This is a genomic window from Xanthomonas euvesicatoria pv. euvesicatoria (assembly GCF_020880415.1).
Lineage (GTDB): Bacteria > Pseudomonadota > Gammaproteobacteria > Xanthomonadales > Xanthomonadaceae > Xanthomonas > Xanthomonas euvesicatoria.
Map to the genome: position 1 here is coordinate 85598 of NZ_JAJIUJ010000072.1, position 19893 is coordinate 105490.

Genomic DNA, 19893 nt, shown 5'->3' on the forward strand with positions numbered 1-19893 from the left:
TGACCCTTGCCCACCGCCACGACCAAAACTCAAAAAAGAGCATCGCTAGACACACTTGATAATCATTCCCATCAAGTGCAGGATGAGCGCCCGTTTCCTCGGCGGCCTCTTCCATGGCGGTTGCAGTCGGCATCCTCAACGCATTGCCAAGCGTGCAGCTCTGCGAGTTGCTGGGCCGCATCGGCTATAGCTTCGTGGTGCTCGATCTGGAGCATGTGCTGCACGCGCCCGACACGCTGGAACATGCCATCCGCGCCTGCGAGTTGTCGGGCTGCGAGGCCTGGGTGCGCGTGCCGGAGGTGGACGAAAAACTGATTGGCCGCGTGCTGGATGCCGGCGCGCGCGGAATCGTGGTTCCGCGTACCGAGTCTGCGGCGCAGATCGGCGACGCCATCGCCGCGGCGCGCTTCCCGCCGCTGGGCCGGCGCGGCATCACCGGCGGCCGTGTCACCGGCTTTGGCAATGTCGATCTGCCCACCTACATCGCGCATGCCAATGCGAACACCCGTATCGTGCCGATGATCGAAAGCGCCGCCGGCGTGGCTGCCCTGCCGGAGATTCTTGCCATCCCAGGCGTGGCCCTGGTGATGGAAGGTGCGCTGGATCTTGCGCTGGATCTGGGTCTGGGCCCGCAGCCCACCCATCCGCAGGTGTGGGAATTGCTGCTGCAACTGCATGCGCAGTGTCTTGCTGCAAACGTCCCGTTCTGCCCCAACCCGCGCACTGACGCGCAGCGTGCGCACTGGCTGCAGCAGCCGGAGCTGCGCTGGCTGCTGGCCGGCGAAGACCGCGCGCTGATCCAACGCGCCCTGCGCGGCCATTTGGCCAGCCTTGCCGTCCCCCAATCACCTCCCGCCTGCAGGAGCACGCCGTAGATGTCGACGTTCCGTTTCCACGCCCTGGCCATCGCTATCGCGGCGAGCACGCTGACGCTGCCGCAGCTGGCGCGCGCAAGCGATACGCCGACGACCGATGCGCTTGATGCCAGCGGTGGCGGCACGCCGATTCGTGCACTGGATGCGATCCAGGTGCAAGGCAGCCTGCTCGGTCGCTCCAAACCCGACGATGTGCAGCGTTATGCCGGCAGCCGCCAGGTGATCGACCGCGAGCAGTTGCGCAATGGCGGCAACCGTTCTCTGGACGATGCATTGCAGCGCGTGCCCGGCATCAAGATCTTCGACGAAACCGGCACCGGCGCACTGCCGCAGCTGATGCTGCGCGGTCTGTACGAAAGCCGCAGCGGTCGTGTGCAGGTGCTCGAAGACGGCATTCCACTGGCGTTGGCCCCGTATGGGCAGACCAGCCTGTCGCTGTTTCCGGTAGGACTGAACCAGATCGACCGCATCGACATCGTGCGCGGCGGCGCGGCGGTGCAGTACGGGCCGAACAACGTGGGCGGGGTGATCAACCTGGTCAGCAAGGAGATCCCGAGCGCGTGGAGCACCACGCTGGCGCACAAGGTCACTGCCGGCGGCCAGGGCCGGTTCCTGCAGGACAGCGCGCTCAGCAGCGGCGGATATCTCACCGATAACTTCGGGATGCAGGTCGATGCCAATCGCACCTATGGCGAGTACTGGCGCGCGCATAGCGACACCGACATCAGCAATCTGCGCGTCCGTGCCGAATGGTGGCTGGACGACACCAAGCTGCTCAAGGCCAGCGTGCAGCGTTATCTGGTCGACATGGATCTGGCCGGCGCCCTCAGTCCGGACGATTACCGGCGCGACCCGCGCCAGTCCACCCGCCCGCTGGACAGCTTCAACGGCCGCACCACACGTGCGTCGCTGAGCTACGAACAGCTGCTGGGCGATTGGGGTCCGATGCAGGACGTGCGCCTGGATTGGAGCAACTTCAGTGCACGCAGCAGTCGCAATTTCATTGTCGGCATGCGCCAGGCCTCCACCGAAACGTGGCGTTCGGACCTGCCGCCGCAACTGCGCCAGACCGCACCGCGCAATTTTCGCGTGGTCGGCAGTGAGCCACGGCTGAGCTGGAGCATGGGCGATGCCGGTGGCGTGCGTCAGCAGTGGACTGCCGGGGTGCGTGCAGTGCGCGAGGACATCGATTTTCTGGTGGGCAATCTGCGTCTGCGCGACGGGCTGTTCAGCACCGTGCGCGATTGGCGGTTCGAAGACCGCGCGTTGGCCGCATACGTCAGCAACGCCATCACCCTGCCAGGCCAGCGCGTGACGATTACGCCGGGCCTGCGCTACGAACGCCTGGATTCGCGCTATTTCAATCGCGCCACCGGCGTCAGCACGCTCAACCAGACGCGCGATGTCCTGCCGGGGCTGACGTTGGGCTTCCAGGCAAACGAGCAATGGTTTTTCTACGCCGACGGGCAGCGTTCGATGCGTGCGCCGCAGGTCACCCAGATCATCTTCGGCAACAACCTGGATGCCGAACTGGCATGGAATTACGAGGCGGGCGCGCGCTATCAGCCCAACGAGCGGACACGTGTCCGGCTGGGCGGCTACCTCATCGATTTCGATCAGCAGATTCAGCTCGACAACACCACGCGCGTGTTCCGCAATCTCGGCAAGACCCGCCATCAAGGTGGCGAGCTGGAACTGCAATGGAGTCCGGAGCAACTGCGTGCGCTCACCCTCAACGCCAGTTATGCCTATCTGGATGCCGGCCAGGAATCGGGTGCATTCCGCGGCTTGCGCGTGCCTTACACCTCGCGCTACCAGATCACGCTGGGCGGCACTTACGCGCTTGGTCACACCACTGTCGCGCTTTCCGGCTATTACTTCAGCAAGGCCTTCAGCGACGCTGCCAACACCGTGCAGGAGAATGCCATCGCTTCGGTGGGTCAGTTGCCGGCCTACATGGTGTGGAACACGCAAGTGAGCCATACCATGTTCGAACGCGATGGACAGAAGTTCAGCGCATCGTTGGCGATCAACAACCTGTTCGACCGGCAATACTGGTTCCGTGGCGTGGACACCAGTCCCTGGGGGCGTCAGGCCGCGCCTGCGCGCACCGTCACTGCCGGACTGGAGTACACGTTTTGAACCTGCATCACCTGGCAAGCGCTGCACACGACCGACGCACACAGGCGTAGGTTGCGCGCGAAGCGGCGGCGGTCGTACTGACAGCCGCCAAGACAACACGGCGTGCATGAGGCACGCATCATTGCCGCAGCACGCGGCATGCGATCGACGTATCGCAGGCCACCCAACGCCGCCATGGCGCCAGGCAGCCCGTTCAGTACCGGTTTTCCCCACCGTCCTGTCGAACGAGAGCTGCCATGACTGCGACATCCGCTGCACCGTTGGTGATCCTCACCCATGTCTGCCATCCGGCCATCACCGAAGGTTTCCTGCCCGCCGCGCGCGCACTGGGCCTGCCCGTGTGGTTGCTGACCGACCACCGGCTCGATCACCTGGCCTATTTCCGCGAGCATCCCGCCCATGCACCGCAGCGGGTGATCGAATGCGATGTGTTCAATCCGCTCGGCGTCCTCGACGTACTGCACGATGCAGACATCACCCCGCGCGCGGTGTTCAGCAATAGCGACCATCTGCAGACCAGCACCGCGCTGGTGGCCGCAGCGCTTGGCCTGCCGGGCAAGGACTGGCAGGTGTGCTACGCCGCCAAGAACAAGGCTGCGATGCGCCAACGCTTGCGTGCGCATGGGCTGCCCTGCCCGTGGTTTTGCACGCTGGCGCCGGGCGCGGCGTTGCCGGCCCAGATTCCATGGCCTGTGGTGGCCAAGCCCCGCGAGGGCGTGGCGAGCCTGGATGTGCGCTGCTGCACCGATGCAGCGCAATTGCAGGCGTACCTGGACGATGGATGGCAGCGCCATCCGCAGCGCACCGTGCTGTTGGAAAGCATGCTGGAAGGTGCGCTGTTTACGCTGGAAACGCTGGGCGATGGCAAGCACCTGCAAGCCATCGGCGGCTTCAAGGTGCGATTGTCGCCGCCGCCGCATTTCGTCGAATGCGAAGCGCAGTGGGATGCCAACGTGGACACGCCGGTGATCGCGCAGGCGCTGCAACAGCTGCGCGCGTTCGGTGTCGGCTTCGGGCTGTGCCATAGCGAATTCATCCTCACCGCCGATGGCCCGGTGCTGGTGGAAATCAATTACCGCAGCATCGGCGATCGGCGCGAATTCCTGCTCGACGAGATGTTTTCCAAGCAATGGTTCAACGCGGCGCTGGCACCGCATCTGGGCCTGCCGTTGCCACAGCTCCGCAGTGCCCATGCGCATGCCTTGCTGCGCTACTACGTGGCCGAACACGACGGCGAATTGGTCGCCGCCAGCGAAGACCGCCGCCAGCGCGATGCCCACAGCGACGTGCAGTACCGGCGGATGCGCGCACCGGGCGAGCGCATCCGCCTGAGCCATTCCAACAAGGATTACCTGGGCGTGCTGAGTGCGTTGGCACGCGATGCGCAGACACTGCAACACGCAGTGGTGCAGGCCGAAGCGGGCCTGCAGTGGCGCATCGACGGCGCGGAACTGCGCGCATGAGCAGCATGGACGACCAACGCTACATCGCCACCCGCATCATCGATGCCTGCCTGCGCGAAGACCTGCGTGGGATTGCGACCCGCGGCAGTGCGGCGGTGCCGGATGCGCAGGTGCTGGCGCAGTGGACCGACCCCAGCCCGGTGCATGGATGGTGGCGCATCGCTCATCTGCCCGGCGGCACGATGTGGGTGCCGATCCATCGTCAAGGCGTGCTGCAGGACATCGGTGCCTGCGGCGACAGCTGGATTGTGCGCAGCGACGACAGCGTGCATGTCGAACGTGGCGCGCACGCCTGGCTGCACCGCCTGAGCGCAGAACTCGACAGCGAAACGCAACAGCTGCATCGCGCCTACGCCGACGAAGCCGACTGCGCCGCCGCGCACCGCGGGCTGGCGCGGCAGGCCTACCACGCGCAGGCACCGGCGTTGCGCACTGCGCTGCATCACCGCGATGCCGCCGAGCGCGCCTACCGCTGCGACCAACTGGCCAGCTACCGCGACCATCCGTTCTATCCCACCGCGCGCGCCAAGGCCGGGCTGGATGCGGCCGAGCTGCGCCACTACGCGCCGGAATTCGCGCCGACCTTCGCGCTGCGTTGGCTGGCGGTTCCGCAGGCGTTGGCGCAATGCACCAGCGCCCCGCCGGCCGAGCTGTGGCCGGATTTCGCCAGCCTGGGCCTGCCGCCGGAGTTGGCCGCCACGCATCTGCCCTGGCCGGTGCATCCGCTGGTGTGGGAGCGCCTGGAGCAGGAGGGCTTCGCACTGCCCGAGGACGTGCTGCGAGCGCCCAACGCCTGGCTGGACGTGCGCCCGACGCTGTCGGTGCGCACGCTGGTGCCGCTGCGGCATCCACACCTGCATCTCAAATTGCCCATTCCGATGCGCACGCTGGGCGCCCTCAACCTGCGTTTGATCAAGCCGTCCACGCTGTATGACGGGCACTGGATGGAGCGCGCGTTGCGGCGCATCGATGCGCTGGATCCTGCAGTGCAAGGCCGCTGCGTGTTCGTCGACGAGTCGCACGGCGGGCATGTCGGGCAGACGCGGCATCTGGCCTATCTGGTGCGGCGTTACCCAGCGCTTGACGATGCCACGCTGGTCCCGGTGGCTGCGCTATGCGCGCCCATGCCCGATGGCCGCCCGATGGCGATCCATCTTGCCGAGCGTTTTGCGCATGGCGACGTGCTGCATTGGTGGCGCGACTACACCGAACTGCTGCTTGCCGTACATCTGCGCCTGTGGCTGCGTTATGGCATTGCACTGGAAGCCAATCAGCAAAACAGCGTGCTGGTGTATGCCGATGGCCAAGCCACGCGCCTGTTGATGAAGGACAACGACGCTGCGCGGATTGCGCTGCCGCAGTTGCGCGCGGCGCTGCCGGAGCCGGATGCAATGGGCCCGCTGCAGGATGCGCGTATTGCGGTGGACGATCCACAGGCATTGGCGCAGATGTTCTGCACGATCGTGCTGCAGCTGGATCTGCAGGCGGTGCTGGAAGGCCTGGCCGAATGGCAACCCGCATTGCGCACACCGTTATACGCGCAGCTGCAGGACCAGTTCGCTGCGACGTTGGCGAAACTGGACGCCGATGGCATCGATACCGGCCCTGCGCGCCGGCTGTTGGCCGCGCCACGGCTGCCGGTGAAATACCTGCTCAGCGCCGGCAGCCTGCTCAGCAAGCACCTCACCGGCGCCACCGACATCAACAAGTTCTACGGCGACAGCGCGCCCAATCCATTCGGCGATGCCTTCGCCGATACGCAACAACCGCCGCGCAGGCAAGCGGGCGTGCCGCGATGAGGCGCATCCTGGGTCCGGTGCTGGCTGCGCATTATCTGGCGGCATTCACGGCGTTGGGCATGCCGCTGTTTCTGCCGCAGGTGTTGGCCGAACTTGCACCATCGGCCGCGGTTGGCTGGAGCGGCGTGCTGTATGTCTTGCCCACGCTCTGCACCGCACTGACGGCAAGCAGCTGGGGGCGTTGGGCGGACCGCCATGGACGCAAACGTTCGCTGCTGCGCGCACAACTGGGCCTGGCGCTGGGCTTTGCGATTGCCGGCTTCGCGCCGTCGCTGACCTGGCTGGTGATCGGCCTGGTCGTGCAAGGCACCTGCGGCGGCTCGCTGGCGGCGGCAAATGCGTATCTGGCCAGCCAGCCGCAGGCCGGCCCGTTGGCGCGTGCATTGGACTGGACACAGTATTCGGCCCGCCTTGCCATGGTAAGCGCACCGGCACTGCTGGGCATGGCACTGGCGCTGGGTCCTGCGCAATCGCTGTATCGCGCACTGGCGTTGCTGCCATTGATAGCGTTTGCGTTGACGTGGCGACTGCCGGCCGATCGGCCTGCTGCGCGAGGACACACTGCCGGCAAGGCTGCCACGTCTTCCAGGCACGCAGCTCCATCGCCTGCATCGCCGCGCCCCCATGCCGCGCCGTTGTGGCCAGCCCTGCTGCTCGCACAGTTCTTGTTCTGCTTCGCGATGGTGGTGACATTCCCGTATTTCATTCCGTATGCGCTTGCGCGCGGCGCCGGCCACGATGCGCTTGCCGGTTTGCTCTACAGCCTGCCGCATCTGGTCTATCTGGTGGTGCTGCCCTGGTGGCGACGCGGCGATAGCGAGGCGTGGCTGGTGCCGGGCCTGGCGTTGTTTGCGGTGGCCTGCGTGTGGCAGGCGCTGTTGCACGATGCCGTCACATTGGCGGCAGCGCGGCTGTTGTTTGGCTTCGGCATGTTGTTCGGGCTGCGTGGGCTCAACCGCAGCCTGGCGCACATTGCCAGCGGGCATGGCGCCGGGCGCCTGTTCGGCCGCTTCGATGCCTGCGGCAAATGGGCCGGCGTGTTCGCCGGTGCCGCTGCCGGCGCACTGGCACAGGCGTCCGGCCCCGCCACCCCTTTCCTGGCTGCGGCGCTGGCCGCGACCGTTGCTGCGCTCACCGTTCTGGTGCGCTTTCCTTCGAGGAGAACTGCCGATGTCGCCGCACACGATGCATGACCCCTGGTACGACAGCATGGCCGACGCGCAGGCCTGCAGCTGCTGGTTGAACTGCTATCTGCGCGAATTCGCGATTCCGCAGCGTGCGGTGCAGTTCGACTATCGCGGGCTGGATCGACCCGGCCCGCGCGTGGCCGAACAACGCTGGCTGCGCATCGATCTGGGCGAGGTCGGTACGCTGTGCGTGCGCATCGCCTTTGCCGATCGCCTGGGCCGCTGCCGGTTCGCCTCTGCGCCGTTTCTCAAGAGCGCCGGCAAGCCGTGGCATAGCCTGGATGCGCAAACGCTGGCACGCTGCCTGTTGCAGGCCCTGGGCAGCGCGCAGGACATCAACCCGGAGCTGCTGGCGCAAAGCGCCAATAGCGTGGCCGTCACCGCTGCGTTATTGCGCCAGGCCCAGGTCGCCGCCGCCACCGGCGAGGTAATGATCGACGCCGAACAATCGATGCTGTGGGGGCATGCATTGCACCCGACGCCCAAGAGCCGCGAAGGCGTGGATCTGGATCAGGTGCTGGCCTGCGCACCGGAAGCGCGCGCGTCGTTCCAGCTGTTCTGGTTCCGCATCGACCCGCGCCTGCTGCGCATCCAGGGACGCGACGTGCGCGCGACATTAAAGCAGCTCAGCGGCAGCGATGATCTCTATCCCTGCCACCCCTGGGAAGCGCAGCGCCTGCTCGACGCCCCCTTGCTGCGCAGCTTGCAGGCACGCGGCCTGATTACGCCGGTCGGCCCATTAGGCGATGCACTGCGGCCCACCTCGTCGGTCCGCACGCTGTACCACCCGGAACTTGCGTATTTCCTCAAGTGCTCGGTGCATGTGCGGCTCACCAACTGCGTGCGCAAGAACGCATGGTACGAACTGGAGAGCGCGGTTGCGCTCACCGAGCTGTTGGCACCGAGCTGGCGTGCCCTGGCCACACAGGTGCCGGGCTTCGATGTGATGCTGGAGCCGGCGGCGACTTCGCTGGACGTGGCGTCGGTCGATCCCGCATTGCATGCCGCCGACCCGTTGGCGGCGCGCACCTTGTCGGAGAGCTTCGGCATTCTGTACCGGCAAAACATTCCCGCCGCGCAACGTGCACGCTGGCAACCGCAGGTGGCTGCGGCCTTGTTCACCTGCGATGCGCAGGGCAATAGCGTGTGCGCCGCGCGCCTGCGGGCGCTCGGCAGCGCGCAGATGGACCACCGAACCGCAACGCTGCTGTGGTTCCGCACCTATGCCGGGCTGCTGCTGGACGGAGTGTGGAGCGCGCTGTTCCAGCACGGCATCGCGCTGGAGCCGCATCTGCAAAACACCGTGATCGGCTTTGCCGACGGCTGGCCGACGCGGGTGTGGGTCCGCGACCTGGAAGGCACCAAGCTGCTCGCCCATCACTGGCCGGCCGCGCGCCTGCGCGGCGTCGGCGAACGCGCACGCCAATCGCTGTACTACACCCCAGAACAGGGCTGGAACCGGGTGGCGTATTGCGCGCTGGTCAACAATCTGGCCGAGGCGATCTTTCATCTGGGCGAAGGCGATGCCGTACTCGAAGCGCGGCTATGGCAATGCGTGGGCGAGATCGCGCTGCGCTGGCAACAACGCCATGGCGCGCAAGCGGCGCTGCAGGGTCTGGTCGACGGCGCGCCGCTGCCGGGCAAGAACAATCTGGGTACCCGTCTATGGCAGCGTGCCGACCGCCAATCCGACTACACCGCGCTGCCCAACCCCATCCCCCGCATCACGGCGCAGCGGCAGGTGGCGGCGTGAGTCTGCACATCGATACCATCGCACTGCTTGCGGCCTTGCCGCAGGTGCGCGACCGCTGCGAAGGCCCGATCTGCGCGTATGTCTACGATCTGGCGGCATTGGACACGCATGCGGCCTGGATGCGTGCGCAGCTGCCGGCGCAGTGCGAACTGTTCTATGCAGCCAAAGCCAATGCAGAACCGCCGATTCTGCAAACGCTGGCAGCGCACGTGGATGGCTTCGAAGCCGCATCCGGCGGCGAACTCGCCTGGCTGCATGCGCAGCAACCGCAGGCACCGTTGTTGTTCGGTGGCCCGGGCAAACTCGATACCGAGCTCGCCCAGGCAGCCGCCCTGCCCGACTGCACCGTGCATGTGGAAAGCCTGAGCGAACTCGAACGCCTGGCGGCAATTGCAGCGCACGCCGGCCGCTGCGTGCCCGTGTTCCTGCGCATGAATATCGCCGTACCCGGCGCGCAGAGCACGCGCTTGATGATGGGTGGGCAACCCTCGCCGTTCGGCCTGGATCCAAGCGATCTGGATGCAGCAGTCCGGCGAGTGCAGGCCAATCCATCGCTGCGCCTGGAAGGCTTCCATTTCCATCTGATGTCGCATCAACGCAGCGCCGCCGCGCAGCTGCATCTGGTGGCCGCCTACCTGCACACCGTGCAGCAATGGCGACAGACCTATGCGCTTGGTCCACTGCGGGTAAACGCCGGTGGCGGCTTCGGTGTGGACTACCTGGCACCGGATGCGTCGTTCGACTGGGCCCGCTTCTGTGCCGGGCTGCCTGCCGTGCTGCGCGAACACGGTACAGACCTGCGCTTGCGTCTGGAGCCGGGCCGTTACCTCAGCGCCAGCTGCGGTTGGTACCTGATGGAAGTGCTCGATCTCAAACGCAGCCACGGCGCCTGGTTTGCGGTTGCGCGCGGTGGTACCCATCACTTTCGTACGCCGGCCGCGCAGGCGCACGATCATCCATTCCGCGTATTGCGCGGCGAGCGTGCGCCAGTGTTGCGCGATACCCCGGTGACCCTGGTCGGCCAGTTATGCACGCCCAAGGACGTGCTGGCACGCCAGCAACCGGTGGCCGCACTCGCACCCGGCGATTGCCTGGCCTTCCCGCTGGCGGGCGCCTATGCGTGGAATATTTCGCACCAGCACTTTCTGATGCACCCGGCACCGCAGATGGTGTTCTTGCCGGCGACGCATTACCTCGGTAACGCGACCTCGCCCGACCGCTGCACGGGCAACCGAATGTCCGCACGCAACTCGGCCTCGGCGACGGTTTCCGGATCATCGAGATAGAGGTAATGCAGCGGTGCCTCGCGCAGTGCGTAGCCGCTGTCCGGCAGCCAGCATGCGAGCACGTGGTCGAGTGCGTCTTCCAGTCCCGCGTAATTTCCCACATGACGCACGACCGCATGCAGGCCACCGCTGAGTTGGCGCAGGTGCAGGGGCGCTGACGGCGCCACGGCGGTGTCGAATGCCATCGCGCAGTCGAACAGGTGCTGCGGCGGCGGTACATCGCGGTGGTCGTTCAGCGGCAGTCCGATCAGCGCCTGCAAGTGGTCGATCACTGCGCTGCGCTCGGCCCACGCGGCGATGCGGCCGAAGCCACGGTCCAGGTCATCGAACGCGCCACGCCTGCGCAGCACCACCACTTCCAGGGGGTCGAGCACCTGCACCAGCACCTGCAATGGCGCGTCGTGCGCCTGCGCTGGCAGCGACGGGCCGGCCAGTTGCTGCAACTTCTGCGCGCGCAGCTGCGGTGCGTTACGCAGGCTTGAAGGGCTGGCCTGCAGCACCGTCCGAAACGCGCGTGCCAGCGCCTGCGGGGTGTGATAGCCGACTGCCAATGCCACCTCGGTGACCGAGCTGCCCTGCTCGCCCAGCAGATGCAGCGCATAACTCAGACGCAACCGCGCGGTGGTGGCGCCCAATGTCTCGCCCGCCAAGGCCCGGTAAACACGATGGAAATGCGGCGGCGATTGATGCGCCAGCGCGGCCAGCGTCGCCAGGTCCGGCAGCGGTTCGCCCGCGCGGATGCTGGCCTGCAAATGGGCCACGACGCGCTCGACTGCACGCTGCCGATGGAAGACGACCGAGGTTGCTGCTGGCATGGGCGACTCCTCTGGAAGGCGGTGAGCATCGCGCACAGGGGCATCCGGCGCGGTCCCGATCTTGCGCATTTGCGGCACCTGGCCGCGTTGGTCGGGTCTAGCGGCATACAGTGGTTGGCACCCGTTCGCCAGTCGTCGGGCAGCTGCGGCGTTGAAACAAAGCAGCGATCCAAACACTCCACGCAGCGGGCCTGCTTGCCCGTTTTCAGCGCAATCGCGTCGCACCCAGCCTTCAGCTCGTTTGCAGCGCCAAGGCCACCAGCACCGCTGTTTCGCTGATCTCCACCAATGCACCGCAGGTATCGCCGGTCATGCCGCCCAGGCGCTGCAGGCAGGCACGACGCCACATTACCAACACCACACTCGCCACTGCGCAGGCCAGCATGCCGCGCAAGCGCCCGACGGCGAAGGCGCAGGCCAGCCCGAGCAGCAACGACAACAGCAAGCCAGCACGCGAACTGCCAACCAGGCCACTGCCAAGCCCGCCGGCACGCACGTACGGCGTCGTCAAAAAAGCCGCTACCAGCGCCGTGCGCGCCAGCAGCGGAGCAAGCCACACCCCACCCGGCGCCGTGGGCAACAGGGCAGCCAGCGCCGTGTATTTGAGCAGCAAGATCAGCACGATCGCAGTCACCGCCATCGGGCCGCTGGTGGGATCTTTCATGATCGCCAGGGTGCGCGTGCGATCGCCCATGCCGCCGACCCAGGCATCGGCGGTGTCTGCCAGGCCGTCGATGTGCAAGGCGCCGGTAAACCAGACCCAGCTGCTCAACAACATCGCGGCCCCGAGCAACGCCGCCGCATCCCGCAAACACCACGCCAACGCGCTCACCACTGCGCCGATCAGCAGTCCGACGGCCGGGTACCACGGCAGCGAACGCGCCTGCGCGCCGGGCCGGGCGAACACCCGGGCGGGCACCGGCATGCGGGTCAGGAACCCGAGCGCAGCAAGCAAGCCGTCGATCATCCGGAGCTGGACGCCATGGACACGGCTATCGGCGTCGCGACGGCCGGTGGCCACGCCAGCGGATGCAGGCTGGCGTGCGGCACGGCGATGTCGGTCATGTTGCCGAAGGGGCGTGCTTCGACGATGCAGCGCAACGCGCGGATGGCGCCGCCATGGGTGACCACCAGCACGCGCTGTGCCGGATAGCGGGCGACGATGGCATCGAGCGCGGCCGACAGGCGCGCGCAGAAGTCGGTAAACGGTTCGGCCTGCGGTGGCGGATGGCGCACCGGGTCGGCCCAGAAGCGGCCGAGCGCTTGCCCTTCGTCGCGATCGATGTTGGCCACCGGCACGCCCTGCCAGCGGCCGAAGTGATATTCGCGCAGGCGCCGGTCCAGCTGCAGCGGAATGGCACGCGCGTGGGCAAGCTCGGTGGCGAACAACGCGCAGCGCTGCAACGTGGACGCCACGACTGCGTCCCACGTGCCATCGGCAGTGGCCGCACGCAATTGCTGCCAGCCCAGTTCGGTGAGCGGGTCGTCGAGCTGGCCGCGATAGCTGCGTTGCCCGGTGTCGCCATGCCGCAACAAGGTGATTTGCGCGCTCATGCGTCCGACACCCCGGCTTCGGCAAACGTCGCCATGCCGTTATGTAAGGCGCAGGCGCTGCGCAGCAGCGGAATCGCCACCGCCGCGCCGCTGGCTTCGCCCAGACGCAGGTCCAGTTGCAGCAAGGGCTCGGCATCCATTGCGCGCAGCAGCGCTGCATGCCCACGCTCCTGCGAGCGATGCCCGAACAACAACCACTCGCGCACGCCGGGATTCAGGCGAGTGGCCACCAGTGCCGCCGCCGTGGTGATGAAGCCATCCACCAGCACCGGGATGCCGGCCTGCGCGGCGGCGATGTAGGCGCCGACCAAGGCAGCGATTTCGAATCCGCCCAGCCGGCGCAAACGCTCCAGCGGGCTCGATGCATCGGCATGCAAGGCCAGCGCACGCGTGATCACGGTGGCCTTGTGCGCAATGCCTTCGGCATCCAGGCCGGTGCCTGCGCCGGCCATCGCCTGCGGAAACTGCGACAGCAAGGCGCAGCCCAGCGCCGCGGCGGCGGTGGTGTTGCCGATGCCCATCTCGCCGCCGACAAATAGCTGGGTATCGCAACTCTTGGCCTGCGCGATGCTGTCGGCGCCGGCGGCGAGCGCATCGCGCAATTGGGTGGCCGTCATCGCCGGCTGCTCGCAGATATTGGCGCTGCTGGGCGCAATCCAGGCACGCCGCACCCGCGGCAGGTCGCCGGGGTCGTTGACCACGCCCAGATTCACCACTTCCAGCCGCGCGCCCAACTCGCGCGCCAGTACCGCAATGGCGGCGCCACCGCGTGCGAAATTGCGCACCATCTCGCCGGTCACTGCCTGCGGAAAAGCCGAGACTCCTTCGGCCGCTACGCCATGGTCGGCGGCATACACCGCGATCCAGACCCGCTGCACTCCGGGCCGATCGGTGCGTTGCCAGGCGGCCAGCCGCACTGCCAGGTGTTCCAGCCGGCCCAATGCGCCGGGCGGCTTGGTCAGCTGTTCCTGCCGGGCAAGCGCGGCAGAGCGCATGCGCGCGTCCGGCACTGCGCAGGCACCAAAAATCCAATCGCTACTCACACGCGCTCTCCTTCAACACCATCGGCAATCCTGCCACCACCAACACCACACGCTCGCACTGTAGCGCCAATGCCTGATGCAGCCAGCCAGCCTCGTCCACAAACCGACGCGTGAGTTTGCCCAACGGCACGATGCCCTGCCCCACTTCGTTGCTGACCAGCAGGATCTGCCCCGGCAACTGCGGCAGCGTTGCCAGCAGCGCATCGCGCTCGCGCGCGAACATGCCTGCATCCGGGTGGCCGAGCAGATTGCTCAGCCACAGGGTCAGGCAATCCACCAGCACGCAGCGATCCGGCGCGGCATGCGCCTGCAAGGTCGCCGCCAGCGCGATGGGCTCTTCCACGCACTGCCAATGCGCGGGGCGTTCGCTGCGGTGATGGGCAATGCGCCGATGCATTTCGCCATCGAAGGCTTGCGCTGTGGCCAGGTAAGTCACTGCGCGCCCGGACCCTGCCGCGATGCGCTCGGCCAGCGCGCTCTTGCCCGAACGGGCGCCGCCAAGAATCAGTTGCTGCATGCCGGTTCCCTGCTGATGAGGCGTGTCAGTGCCGCGGTATCCAGATGCGTGTGCACCGCATCGGCCAGACGCTCCAGGCTGGCTTCGCGCAGCGCGGCAAGATCCAGTGGCGCGGCCTGCGCCAGACCGGCCCACGCCAGCAATGCAGCCAGTGCATGGGGTGGTCGAACACCCCATGCACATAGGTGCCGAGCACCTGGCCATCGTCGGAGATGGCGCCATCGGTACGCCCATCGTCCAGCTGCAGCAATGGCCGTGCCAGCGCGGCGCCGCTGCTGAGAGCGCAGTGAATTTCATAGCCGCTGACACTGGCGTCGCCCAGCAGCAGGCGCCCGTGCACGCGATGCAGTTGCTTGTGCGGCTGCAGCGTGGTTTGCAGCGACAGCCACCCAAGACCGGGGCTGCTGCCCGCTGCCCCCTCGATGCCACGCGGGTCGTGGAGATGGGTGCCCAGCATCTGCAGTCCACCGCAGATGCCAAGCAGTTTTCCGCCGTAGCGCAGGTGACGGGCAATGGCGGCGTCCCACCCGTGCGTACGCAGCCACTGCAGATCGTGCCGGGTGGATTTGCTGCCCGGCAACAGGATCAGATCGCACGGCGGCGGCGTCTGCCCGGGACCGATCAAGCGCACATCCACCTGCGGATGCGCCAGCAACGCGTCGACATCGGTGTGATTGCTGATGCGCGGCAGCACCGGCACCACCACGCGCAATTGCGACTGTGGTTCCTGCGGCGCGTTGCGTGGCACCGCATCTTCGGCATCCAGCTGCAGTCCGTGCAGATACGGCAGCACGCCGAGCACCGGCTTGCCCGTTTCGCGCTCCAGCCACGCCAGCCCGGGCTGCAGCAGCGCCAGATCCCCGCGAAACCGATTGATCACAACACCGGCAACGCGTGCGCGCTCGCTGGCCGAGAGCAACGCCAGCGTGCCGACCAGATGGGCGAACACACCGCCGCGGTCGATGTCGGCCACCAGGATCACGGCGCAGTCCACCGCTTCGGCATAGCCCATGTTGGCGATGTCGTTGTCGCGCAAATTGATCTCGGCCGGGCTGCCAGCACCTTCCACCAGCACCACATCGAAGCGCTCGACCAGGCGCGCGTGCGAGGCCAACACGGCGTTGAATGCGGTCGCCTTGTAGGCGTGATAGCCCACCGCATCCAGGGTGGCGACCGGATGCCCGTGCACGATGACCTGCGCACCGGTATCGCTGTTGGGCTTGAGCAACACCGGGTTGAAATCGGTCTGCGGCTCCAGCCCGCATGCCTGTGCCTGCAATGCCTGCGCGCGGCCGATTTCGCCACCGTCCACCGTCACTGCCGAATTCAACGCCATGTTCTGCGGCTTGAATGGCGCCACCGCAATGCCCTGCCGATGCAGCCACCGGCACAGCGCGGCCACCAGCGTGCTCTTGCCCGCATCGGAGGTGCAGCCCTGCACCATCAGGACGCGCGCGCTCATGCCAGCACCTGGCGCAGTGCCACGCCCAGGCGCGCCTCGCCCGCGGCGTCGGGTGGAAGACCCAGGCGCAGACTGTTCGGTGTGTCGAACAGCCGCGTCAAAATGCCGCGCTGCGCCAGCGCGACGTGCAAGGCAGCCGCGTCGTCGCGCCGGCACCACTGAAAGAACGCCGTGCCTGCGGTAGGTACGATCGCATGCGCATGCAACAGCTGCGCAAGCCGCTGCGAGGCCGCGTGCAGACGCGCACATGCCTGAACCTGCCACGGCGTATCGGCCAATGCCTGCTGCACGGCCCATCGCGCCGGCCCGCTCAGCGTCCATGGTCCCAAGCGTTCGCGCACGGCATCCAGCAATGCGCGATCTGCGCAGACAAAGCCCGCACGTGCGCCTGCCATGCCGAAGAACTTGCCCACCGAGCGCAGCACCACCAAACCGGGCCGCTGGGTGAAGGCGCAGACGCTGTGTTGCGGGGTCGCATCCATGAAGGCCTCGTCGATCATCAGCCACCCGCCGCGTGCTGCAAGCCGCGCATGCAGCTGCAGCAGCGCGTCGGGATCGAAGCACTCGGCGCATGGATTATTGGGATGAATCAGCACGGCCACATCCAGCGTCTCACCCGCGTGCAGCAATTGCGCCGCGCTCATCGGCACGACCTGATGCCCGGCACGCCGCCATGCCTGTGCATGCTCGGCGTAACCAGGCGTAAGTACGCCGACGCGGCCGGGCGCGCGCAGCAGTGGCAAGGCCTGAATCGCCGCCTGCGAGCCGGGCACCGGCAGTACCTGCGGCGCGCCGTAATAGGCAGCCGCGCACTCTGCCAGGCCATCGTCGTCTTCCGGCAAGCGCTGCCACGCATGTTCCGGAATGGCGGGCACCGGCCAGGCGAACGGGCTCACGCCGGTGGACAGGTCCAGCCAGTGCGCGAGCGGAATGTTGTAAGCCTGCGCAGCGCGGCGCAGGCGCCCGCCATGTTCAAGCATTGCGCACTCCCGGTAATGGAGCGGCGCTACCTGCGCCGGCGTGAACGGTGCGCCGGTGCGTGTTGGTGAAACGCCAGGCCATCCGCGTGCCGATCATCGCATCGCCAGCGCGGTTACCAGCGCGCCCAGCAGCAGCCAGAACGCGACCCCGGCACGCACCAGCCGCAATGCGCGTTGCACGCTGTTTGCGCTTGCTGCCGCGCCCTCGCCCAGCGCGGGGCGCGGCTGCCAATGGCCGTGGTACGGCGCAGGCCCGCCCAATCGGACATGCAGCGCGCCTGCGCCCGCCGCCATCACGGGGCCGGCATTGGGGCTCTTCCAGCCGCGTCCCTGCCGCCACGCGCAGCGCATGCCCGCACGGGTGCGGCCCAGCACGGCGTAGGTCGCTGCGGTCAGCCGCGCCGGCAACCAGTTCAACGCATCGTCGATGCGCGCCGCGGCCCAGCCGAAGTTGACGTAGCGCGGCGTGCGATAGCCCCACATGGCATCCAGCGTATTGGACAGCCGGTACAACACCGCGCCCGGTGCGCCCAGCGCGACGCCCCAGAACAGTGCGGCGAACACGGCGTCGCTGCCGTTTTCCAAGACCGACTCGGTCGCTGCGGCAGCGACTTGGGTGGCGTCCAGCACAGCCGTATCGCGGCTGACGATACGACCCACTGCAGCGCGGGCGGCAGGCAGATCAGTGACCTGCAGCGCATCGATCACCGCTTGTGCGTGTTCGCCCAGGCTACGCAGGCCCAGCGCCAGATACAGCGTGATCGCGGCGAACGCGGCCGCCGCCCAGGGCGACACGCACCACAGCCCCCATTGCACCACTGCAGCGATACAGGTCAACGGCAACACGCTCATGCACCACGCCAGGATGCCCACGCTGCGACGGTTGCGGTGCAGGCGCGCTTCGATACGTTGCGCCCAGGTGCCGAACAACACCAGCGGATGTCCGCGCCGCGGCTCGCCGAGCAGCAAATCCAGCAGCACGGCAACGGTGGCAGTCACCAGCAGCATGGCGTGCAGTCCCGGCGCATGCCAGCCAACATGCCGAGCCATGCAAGGCATTGCGCGCGCACGCCCACGGCTACAGCTCGATGCCGAGTTGCGCCTTGATGCCGGCATTGAAGGCGTGCTTGACCAGGCGCATCTCGGTCACGGTGTCGGCGACCTCGATCAACCCGGCCGGCGCGCCGCGCCCGGTGATCACCACGTGCTGGCCGGGCGGCCGCGCGGCCACGGCAGCAAGCACCTCATCCAGCGCGATGTAGTCCTTCACCAGGGCGATGTTGAGTTCGTCCAGCAGCACGAAATCGTAGCGCGCATCGGCCAGCATGCCGCGCGCACGCTGCCAGGCCGCCTGCGTGGCGGCGATGTCGCGTGCGCGGTCCTGGGTTTCCCAGGTGAAGCCTTCGCCCATGACGTGATAATCGAGCAGATCCGGAAAGCGACGGAAAAACGCTTCTTCGCCGGTCGAAAACGTGCCCTTGATGAATTGCACCACGCCGCAATGCAGGCCATGCCCAAGCGAGCGCGCCAGCATGCCGAAGCCGGACGAGCTCTTGCCCTTGCCATTGCCGGTATTGACCAGCAGCACACCGCGGTCGATCACTGCACGTGCGATGCGCCGGTCGACCAATTCCTTCTTGCGCTGCGCACGTTCGCGGTAATGCGCCTCATCGTGCTCGGGGGTGGTCATGCGCGTGCTCCCATGGGTGGACGTGCACCAGCGGCGCGGTGTGCAGCCAACAGGGCGAAAGCCAGGCCGATATAGCCGGCCAGTGTTGCAAGGGCGTGTAGATAGTCCGCCGGCATGCGCGCAATGAACCCGCTGAGCGTGGCATGCGGGTAGCGACCAGACAGGAAATAGAAACCGGCCTTGGACAGCACATAGGCGGCGCTGCCGCTGATCAGCAAGGCCAACAGCGGCCCGGTGACGCGACGCCAGGCCTGGTGCTGCAGTTGCGATGCAAACAGCAGCCCGCCCCACCACAACGCGGCGTACGCCAATGCCAACGCCCAGTACGCCGGCGACAGGCACCAGTCGCTGCTGCTGCCCGAGGCCAGGCCGATCAGATCCAGCAGCGATACAATCCCGAACAGCAGCGGCAACATCCACAGCGGGCGTAGCAACGCACCGGCCAGAAAAAATACCGCCCATGAGGCCGTGGGCAAGGCATCCACATTTGCAAAATGCTCGCCGCGCGCGCAGACCATCAAGCCGGCAAGTGCGATGCCGCACGCTCTGGCCGCTGTGCCGTGCAACGGCAACGGCAACGGTGTCGCTCCAGTGCGCCGCGCCACCATCACGACACATCCGATGGCTTGGACAACGGCGCTGCGGCGCGCAGATGACGCCAGCGCAGCACGCACCACGCCGCTGCCAGCACCACCGCCAGATACAGCGCTGTCGTGCGCACGAACAACGGCCCCCACTGCCAGGCGCGCTGCAGGTACTGCGCCCAGTGCGGGTCGGCATAGCGCCCGCCCCACCAGTAGAACGCGCCATTGGAGATCAAGAACGACAGCACGGCGGCCAAGGTGCCCAGACCCCAGGCGATGCTCAGCGACGCAGCGCCTGGCCGCCCACGTGCGACAGACGCGCGTCCGGCGTACCAGAGCACGCCATAGGCCACCGGCAAGGCCGCGTAGGCCGCCGTGATGCAGAAGTCGCTGACGCCGGCCAGGCGCACTGCAGCCCAATCGATCGCCACCGACAACCCCAGCAAGGCAACGAAGTCGCCGTGCCGCCGCAATGCCAGGCCACCGAGAAAGAACACCGCCATGGAGGCATCCGGCAGGTGCAGCCAGTCACTGACATGATGGAAGCGGGTCGCGGTCATCAGCAGCATCGAAGCGATGAACACCAGGCGTTCGCACGAGCGGGATAAAGGCGGCATCGATGGTCTCCTTCAGATTTTCGATCGCCACCCGGATGGCGCAACAGACATCTGGCAAATGATCGCCCCCTGCAAACCGTAGCGATCCTTGCATCCAGCGGCAAGCGCCGACTGCGCAGCCGGTGT

At 67.0% G+C, this 19893-nt stretch carries 17 protein-coding genes and 1 pseudogene; 7 read left to right on the forward strand and 11 right to left on the reverse strand.

The features are described 5' to 3' along the window. Nucleotides 1–113 precede the first annotated feature (113 nt). From LN450_RS12600 to LN450_RS12630, 7 genes are all read left to right on the forward strand, one after another. On the forward strand, nucleotides 114–875 hold the full coding sequence (locus tag LN450_RS12600; protein WP_011348296.1) for an HpcH/HpaI aldolase family protein: 762 nt from the start codon (nucleotides 114–116) through the stop codon (nucleotides 873–875). After that, nucleotides 876–3017, forward strand: coding sequence for a TonB-dependent receptor family protein (locus LN450_RS12605; protein WP_011348297.1), 2142 nt, complete (start codon nucleotides 876–878; stop codon nucleotides 3015–3017). 236 nt (nucleotides 3018–3253) lie between these two features. After that, nucleotides 3254–4480: an ATP-grasp domain-containing protein gene (locus LN450_RS12610; protein WP_011348298.1), complete on the forward strand. Its 1227-nt coding sequence runs from the start codon at nucleotides 3254–3256 to the stop codon at nucleotides 4478–4480. Beyond that, nucleotides 4477–6279, forward strand: coding sequence for an IucA/IucC family protein (locus LN450_RS12615; protein ID WP_039416455.1), 1803 nt, complete (start codon nucleotides 4477–4479; stop codon nucleotides 6277–6279). Before LN450_RS12610 ends, LN450_RS12615 begins: the two co-directional genes overlap by 4 nt. Next, nucleotides 6276–7472 (forward strand): MFS transporter, encoded by a 1197-nt coding sequence (locus LN450_RS12620; RefSeq protein ID WP_011348300.1) that lies wholly within the window; start codon nucleotides 6276–6278, stop codon nucleotides 7470–7472. Before LN450_RS12615 ends, LN450_RS12620 begins: the two co-directional genes overlap by 4 nt. Further along, on the forward strand, nucleotides 7450–9219 hold the full coding sequence (locus LN450_RS12625) for an IucA/IucC family protein (RefSeq protein ID WP_011348301.1): 1770 nt from the start codon (nucleotides 7450–7452) through the stop codon (nucleotides 9217–9219). Before LN450_RS12620 ends, LN450_RS12625 begins: the two co-directional genes overlap by 23 nt. Further along, a complete protein-coding gene (locus tag LN450_RS12630; protein WP_011348302.1) occupies nucleotides 9216–10505 on the forward strand; it encodes a type III PLP-dependent enzyme in 1290 nt (429 codons plus the stop codon). The genes LN450_RS12625 and LN450_RS12630 overlap by 4 nt, the downstream gene beginning before the upstream one ends. On the opposite strand, the gene LN450_RS12635 is transcribed toward LN450_RS12630, so the two are convergent. The 11 genes and pseudogenes from LN450_RS12635 to LN450_RS12685 form a co-directional block, all read right to left on the reverse strand. Continuing rightward, nucleotides 10409–11320, reverse strand: coding sequence for an AraC family transcriptional regulator (locus tag LN450_RS12635; RefSeq protein ID WP_011348303.1), 912 nt, complete (start codon nucleotides 11318–11320; stop codon nucleotides 10409–10411). The two genes, LN450_RS12630 and LN450_RS12635, sit on opposite strands and share 97 nt — an antisense overlap. A gap of 232 nt (nucleotides 11321–11552) precedes the next feature. Beyond that, entirely contained in the window at nucleotides 11553–12287 is a 735-nt protein-coding gene (locus LN450_RS12640; protein ID WP_011348304.1) for an adenosylcobinamide-GDP ribazoletransferase, read from the reverse strand. After that, on the reverse strand, nucleotides 12284–12874 hold the full coding sequence (locus tag LN450_RS12645; protein WP_011348305.1) for a histidine phosphatase family protein: 591 nt from the start codon (nucleotides 12872–12874) through the stop codon (nucleotides 12284–12286). Before LN450_RS12645 ends, LN450_RS12640 begins: the two co-directional genes overlap by 4 nt. Further along, nucleotides 12871–13917: a nicotinate-nucleotide--dimethylbenzimidazole phosphoribosyltransferase gene (cobT, locus tag LN450_RS12650; protein ID WP_011348306.1), complete on the reverse strand. Its 1047-nt coding sequence runs from the start codon at nucleotides 13915–13917 to the stop codon at nucleotides 12871–12873. Before cobT ends, LN450_RS12645 begins: the two co-directional genes overlap by 4 nt. Further along, a complete protein-coding gene (cobU, locus tag LN450_RS12655; protein ID WP_011348307.1) occupies nucleotides 13910–14434 on the reverse strand; it encodes a bifunctional adenosylcobinamide kinase/adenosylcobinamide-phosphate guanylyltransferase in 525 nt (174 codons plus the stop codon). The genes cobT and cobU overlap by 8 nt, the downstream gene beginning before the upstream one ends. Further along, a pseudogene (locus LN450_RS12660) lies at nucleotides 14422–15896 on the reverse strand (cobyric acid synthase). Before LN450_RS12660 ends, cobU begins: the two are co-directional and overlap by 13 nt. Continuing rightward, complete coding sequence (cobD, locus tag LN450_RS12665) at nucleotides 15893–16876, reverse strand: threonine-phosphate decarboxylase CobD (RefSeq protein ID WP_011348309.1); 984 nt, start codon at nucleotides 16874–16876, stop codon at nucleotides 15893–15895. Before cobD ends, LN450_RS12660 begins: the two are co-directional and overlap by 4 nt. 93 nt (nucleotides 16877–16969) lie before the next feature. Then, nucleotides 16970–17884: an adenosylcobinamide-phosphate synthase CbiB gene (gene cbiB / locus LN450_RS12670; RefSeq protein WP_011348310.1), complete on the reverse strand. Its 915-nt coding sequence runs from the start codon at nucleotides 17882–17884 to the stop codon at nucleotides 16970–16972. A gap of 70 nt (nucleotides 17885–17954) precedes the next feature. Next, on the reverse strand, nucleotides 17955–18566 hold the full coding sequence (gene cobO, locus LN450_RS12675) for a cob(I)yrinic acid a,c-diamide adenosyltransferase (protein WP_011348311.1): 612 nt from the start codon (nucleotides 18564–18566) through the stop codon (nucleotides 17955–17957). Continuing rightward, nucleotides 18563–19174 carry a hypothetical protein gene (locus LN450_RS12680; protein WP_039416449.1) on the reverse strand — a complete coding sequence of 204 codons (612 nt, stop codon included), beginning with the start codon at nucleotides 19172–19174 and terminating at the stop codon, nucleotides 18563–18565. The genes cobO and LN450_RS12680 overlap by 4 nt, the downstream gene beginning before the upstream one ends. Further along, on the reverse strand, nucleotides 19174–19767 hold the full coding sequence (locus tag LN450_RS12685; protein WP_039416447.1) for a hypothetical protein: 594 nt from the start codon (nucleotides 19765–19767) through the stop codon (nucleotides 19174–19176). Before LN450_RS12685 ends, LN450_RS12680 begins: the two co-directional genes overlap by 1 nt. Between the last annotated feature and the right edge of the window lie 126 nt (nucleotides 19768–19893).

What these genes read in the sequence shown, in the direction of transcription:
- LN450_RS12635 (WP_011348303.1), bottom strand. Translation starts at nt 11,320, where the DNA reads ATGCCAGCAGCAACCTCGGTCGTCTTCCATCGGCAGCGTGCAGTCGAG.
- LN450_RS12600 (WP_011348296.1), top strand. Translation starts at nt 114, where the DNA reads ATGGCGGTTGCAGTCGGCATCCTCAACGCATTGCCAAGCGTGCAGCTC.
- cbiB (WP_011348310.1), bottom strand. Translation starts at nt 17,884, where the DNA reads ATGCTGCTGGTGACTGCCACCGTTGCCGTGCTGCTGGATTTGCTGCTC.
- LN450_RS12640 (WP_011348304.1), bottom strand. Translation starts at nt 12,287, where the DNA reads ATGATCGACGGCTTGCTTGCTGCGCTCGGGTTCCTGACCCGCATGCCG.
- LN450_RS12605 (WP_011348297.1), top strand. Translation starts at nt 876, where the DNA reads ATGTCGACGTTCCGTTTCCACGCCCTGGCCATCGCTATCGCGGCGAGC.
- LN450_RS12625 (WP_011348301.1), top strand. Translation starts at nt 7,450, where the DNA reads ATGTCGCCGCACACGATGCATGACCCCTGGTACGACAGCATGGCCGAC.
- LN450_RS12610 (WP_011348298.1), top strand. Translation starts at nt 3,254, where the DNA reads ATGACTGCGACATCCGCTGCACCGTTGGTGATCCTCACCCATGTCTGC.
- LN450_RS12620 (WP_011348300.1), top strand. Translation starts at nt 6,276, where the DNA reads ATGAGGCGCATCCTGGGTCCGGTGCTGGCTGCGCATTATCTGGCGGCA.
- LN450_RS12685 (WP_039416447.1), bottom strand. Translation starts at nt 19,767, where the DNA reads ATGCCGCCTTTATCCCGCTCGTGCGAACGCCTGGTGTTCATCGCTTCG.
- cobD (WP_011348309.1), bottom strand. Translation starts at nt 16,876, where the DNA reads ATGCTTGAACATGGCGGGCGCCTGCGCCGCGCTGCGCAGGCTTACAAC.
- cobU (WP_011348307.1), bottom strand. Translation starts at nt 14,434, where the DNA reads ATGCAGCAACTGATTCTTGGCGGCGCCCGTTCGGGCAAGAGCGCGCTG.
- LN450_RS12615 (WP_039416455.1), top strand. Translation starts at nt 4,477, where the DNA reads ATGAGCAGCATGGACGACCAACGCTACATCGCCACCCGCATCATCGAT.
- LN450_RS12680 (WP_039416449.1), bottom strand. Translation starts at nt 19,174, where the DNA reads ATGGTGGCGCGGCGCACTGGAGCGACACCGTTGCCGTTGCCGTTGCAC.
- LN450_RS12645 (WP_011348305.1), bottom strand. Translation starts at nt 12,874, where the DNA reads ATGAGCGCGCAAATCACCTTGTTGCGGCATGGCGACACCGGGCAACGC.
- cobO (WP_011348311.1), bottom strand. Translation starts at nt 18,566, where the DNA reads ATGACCACCCCCGAGCACGATGAGGCGCATTACCGCGAACGTGCGCAG.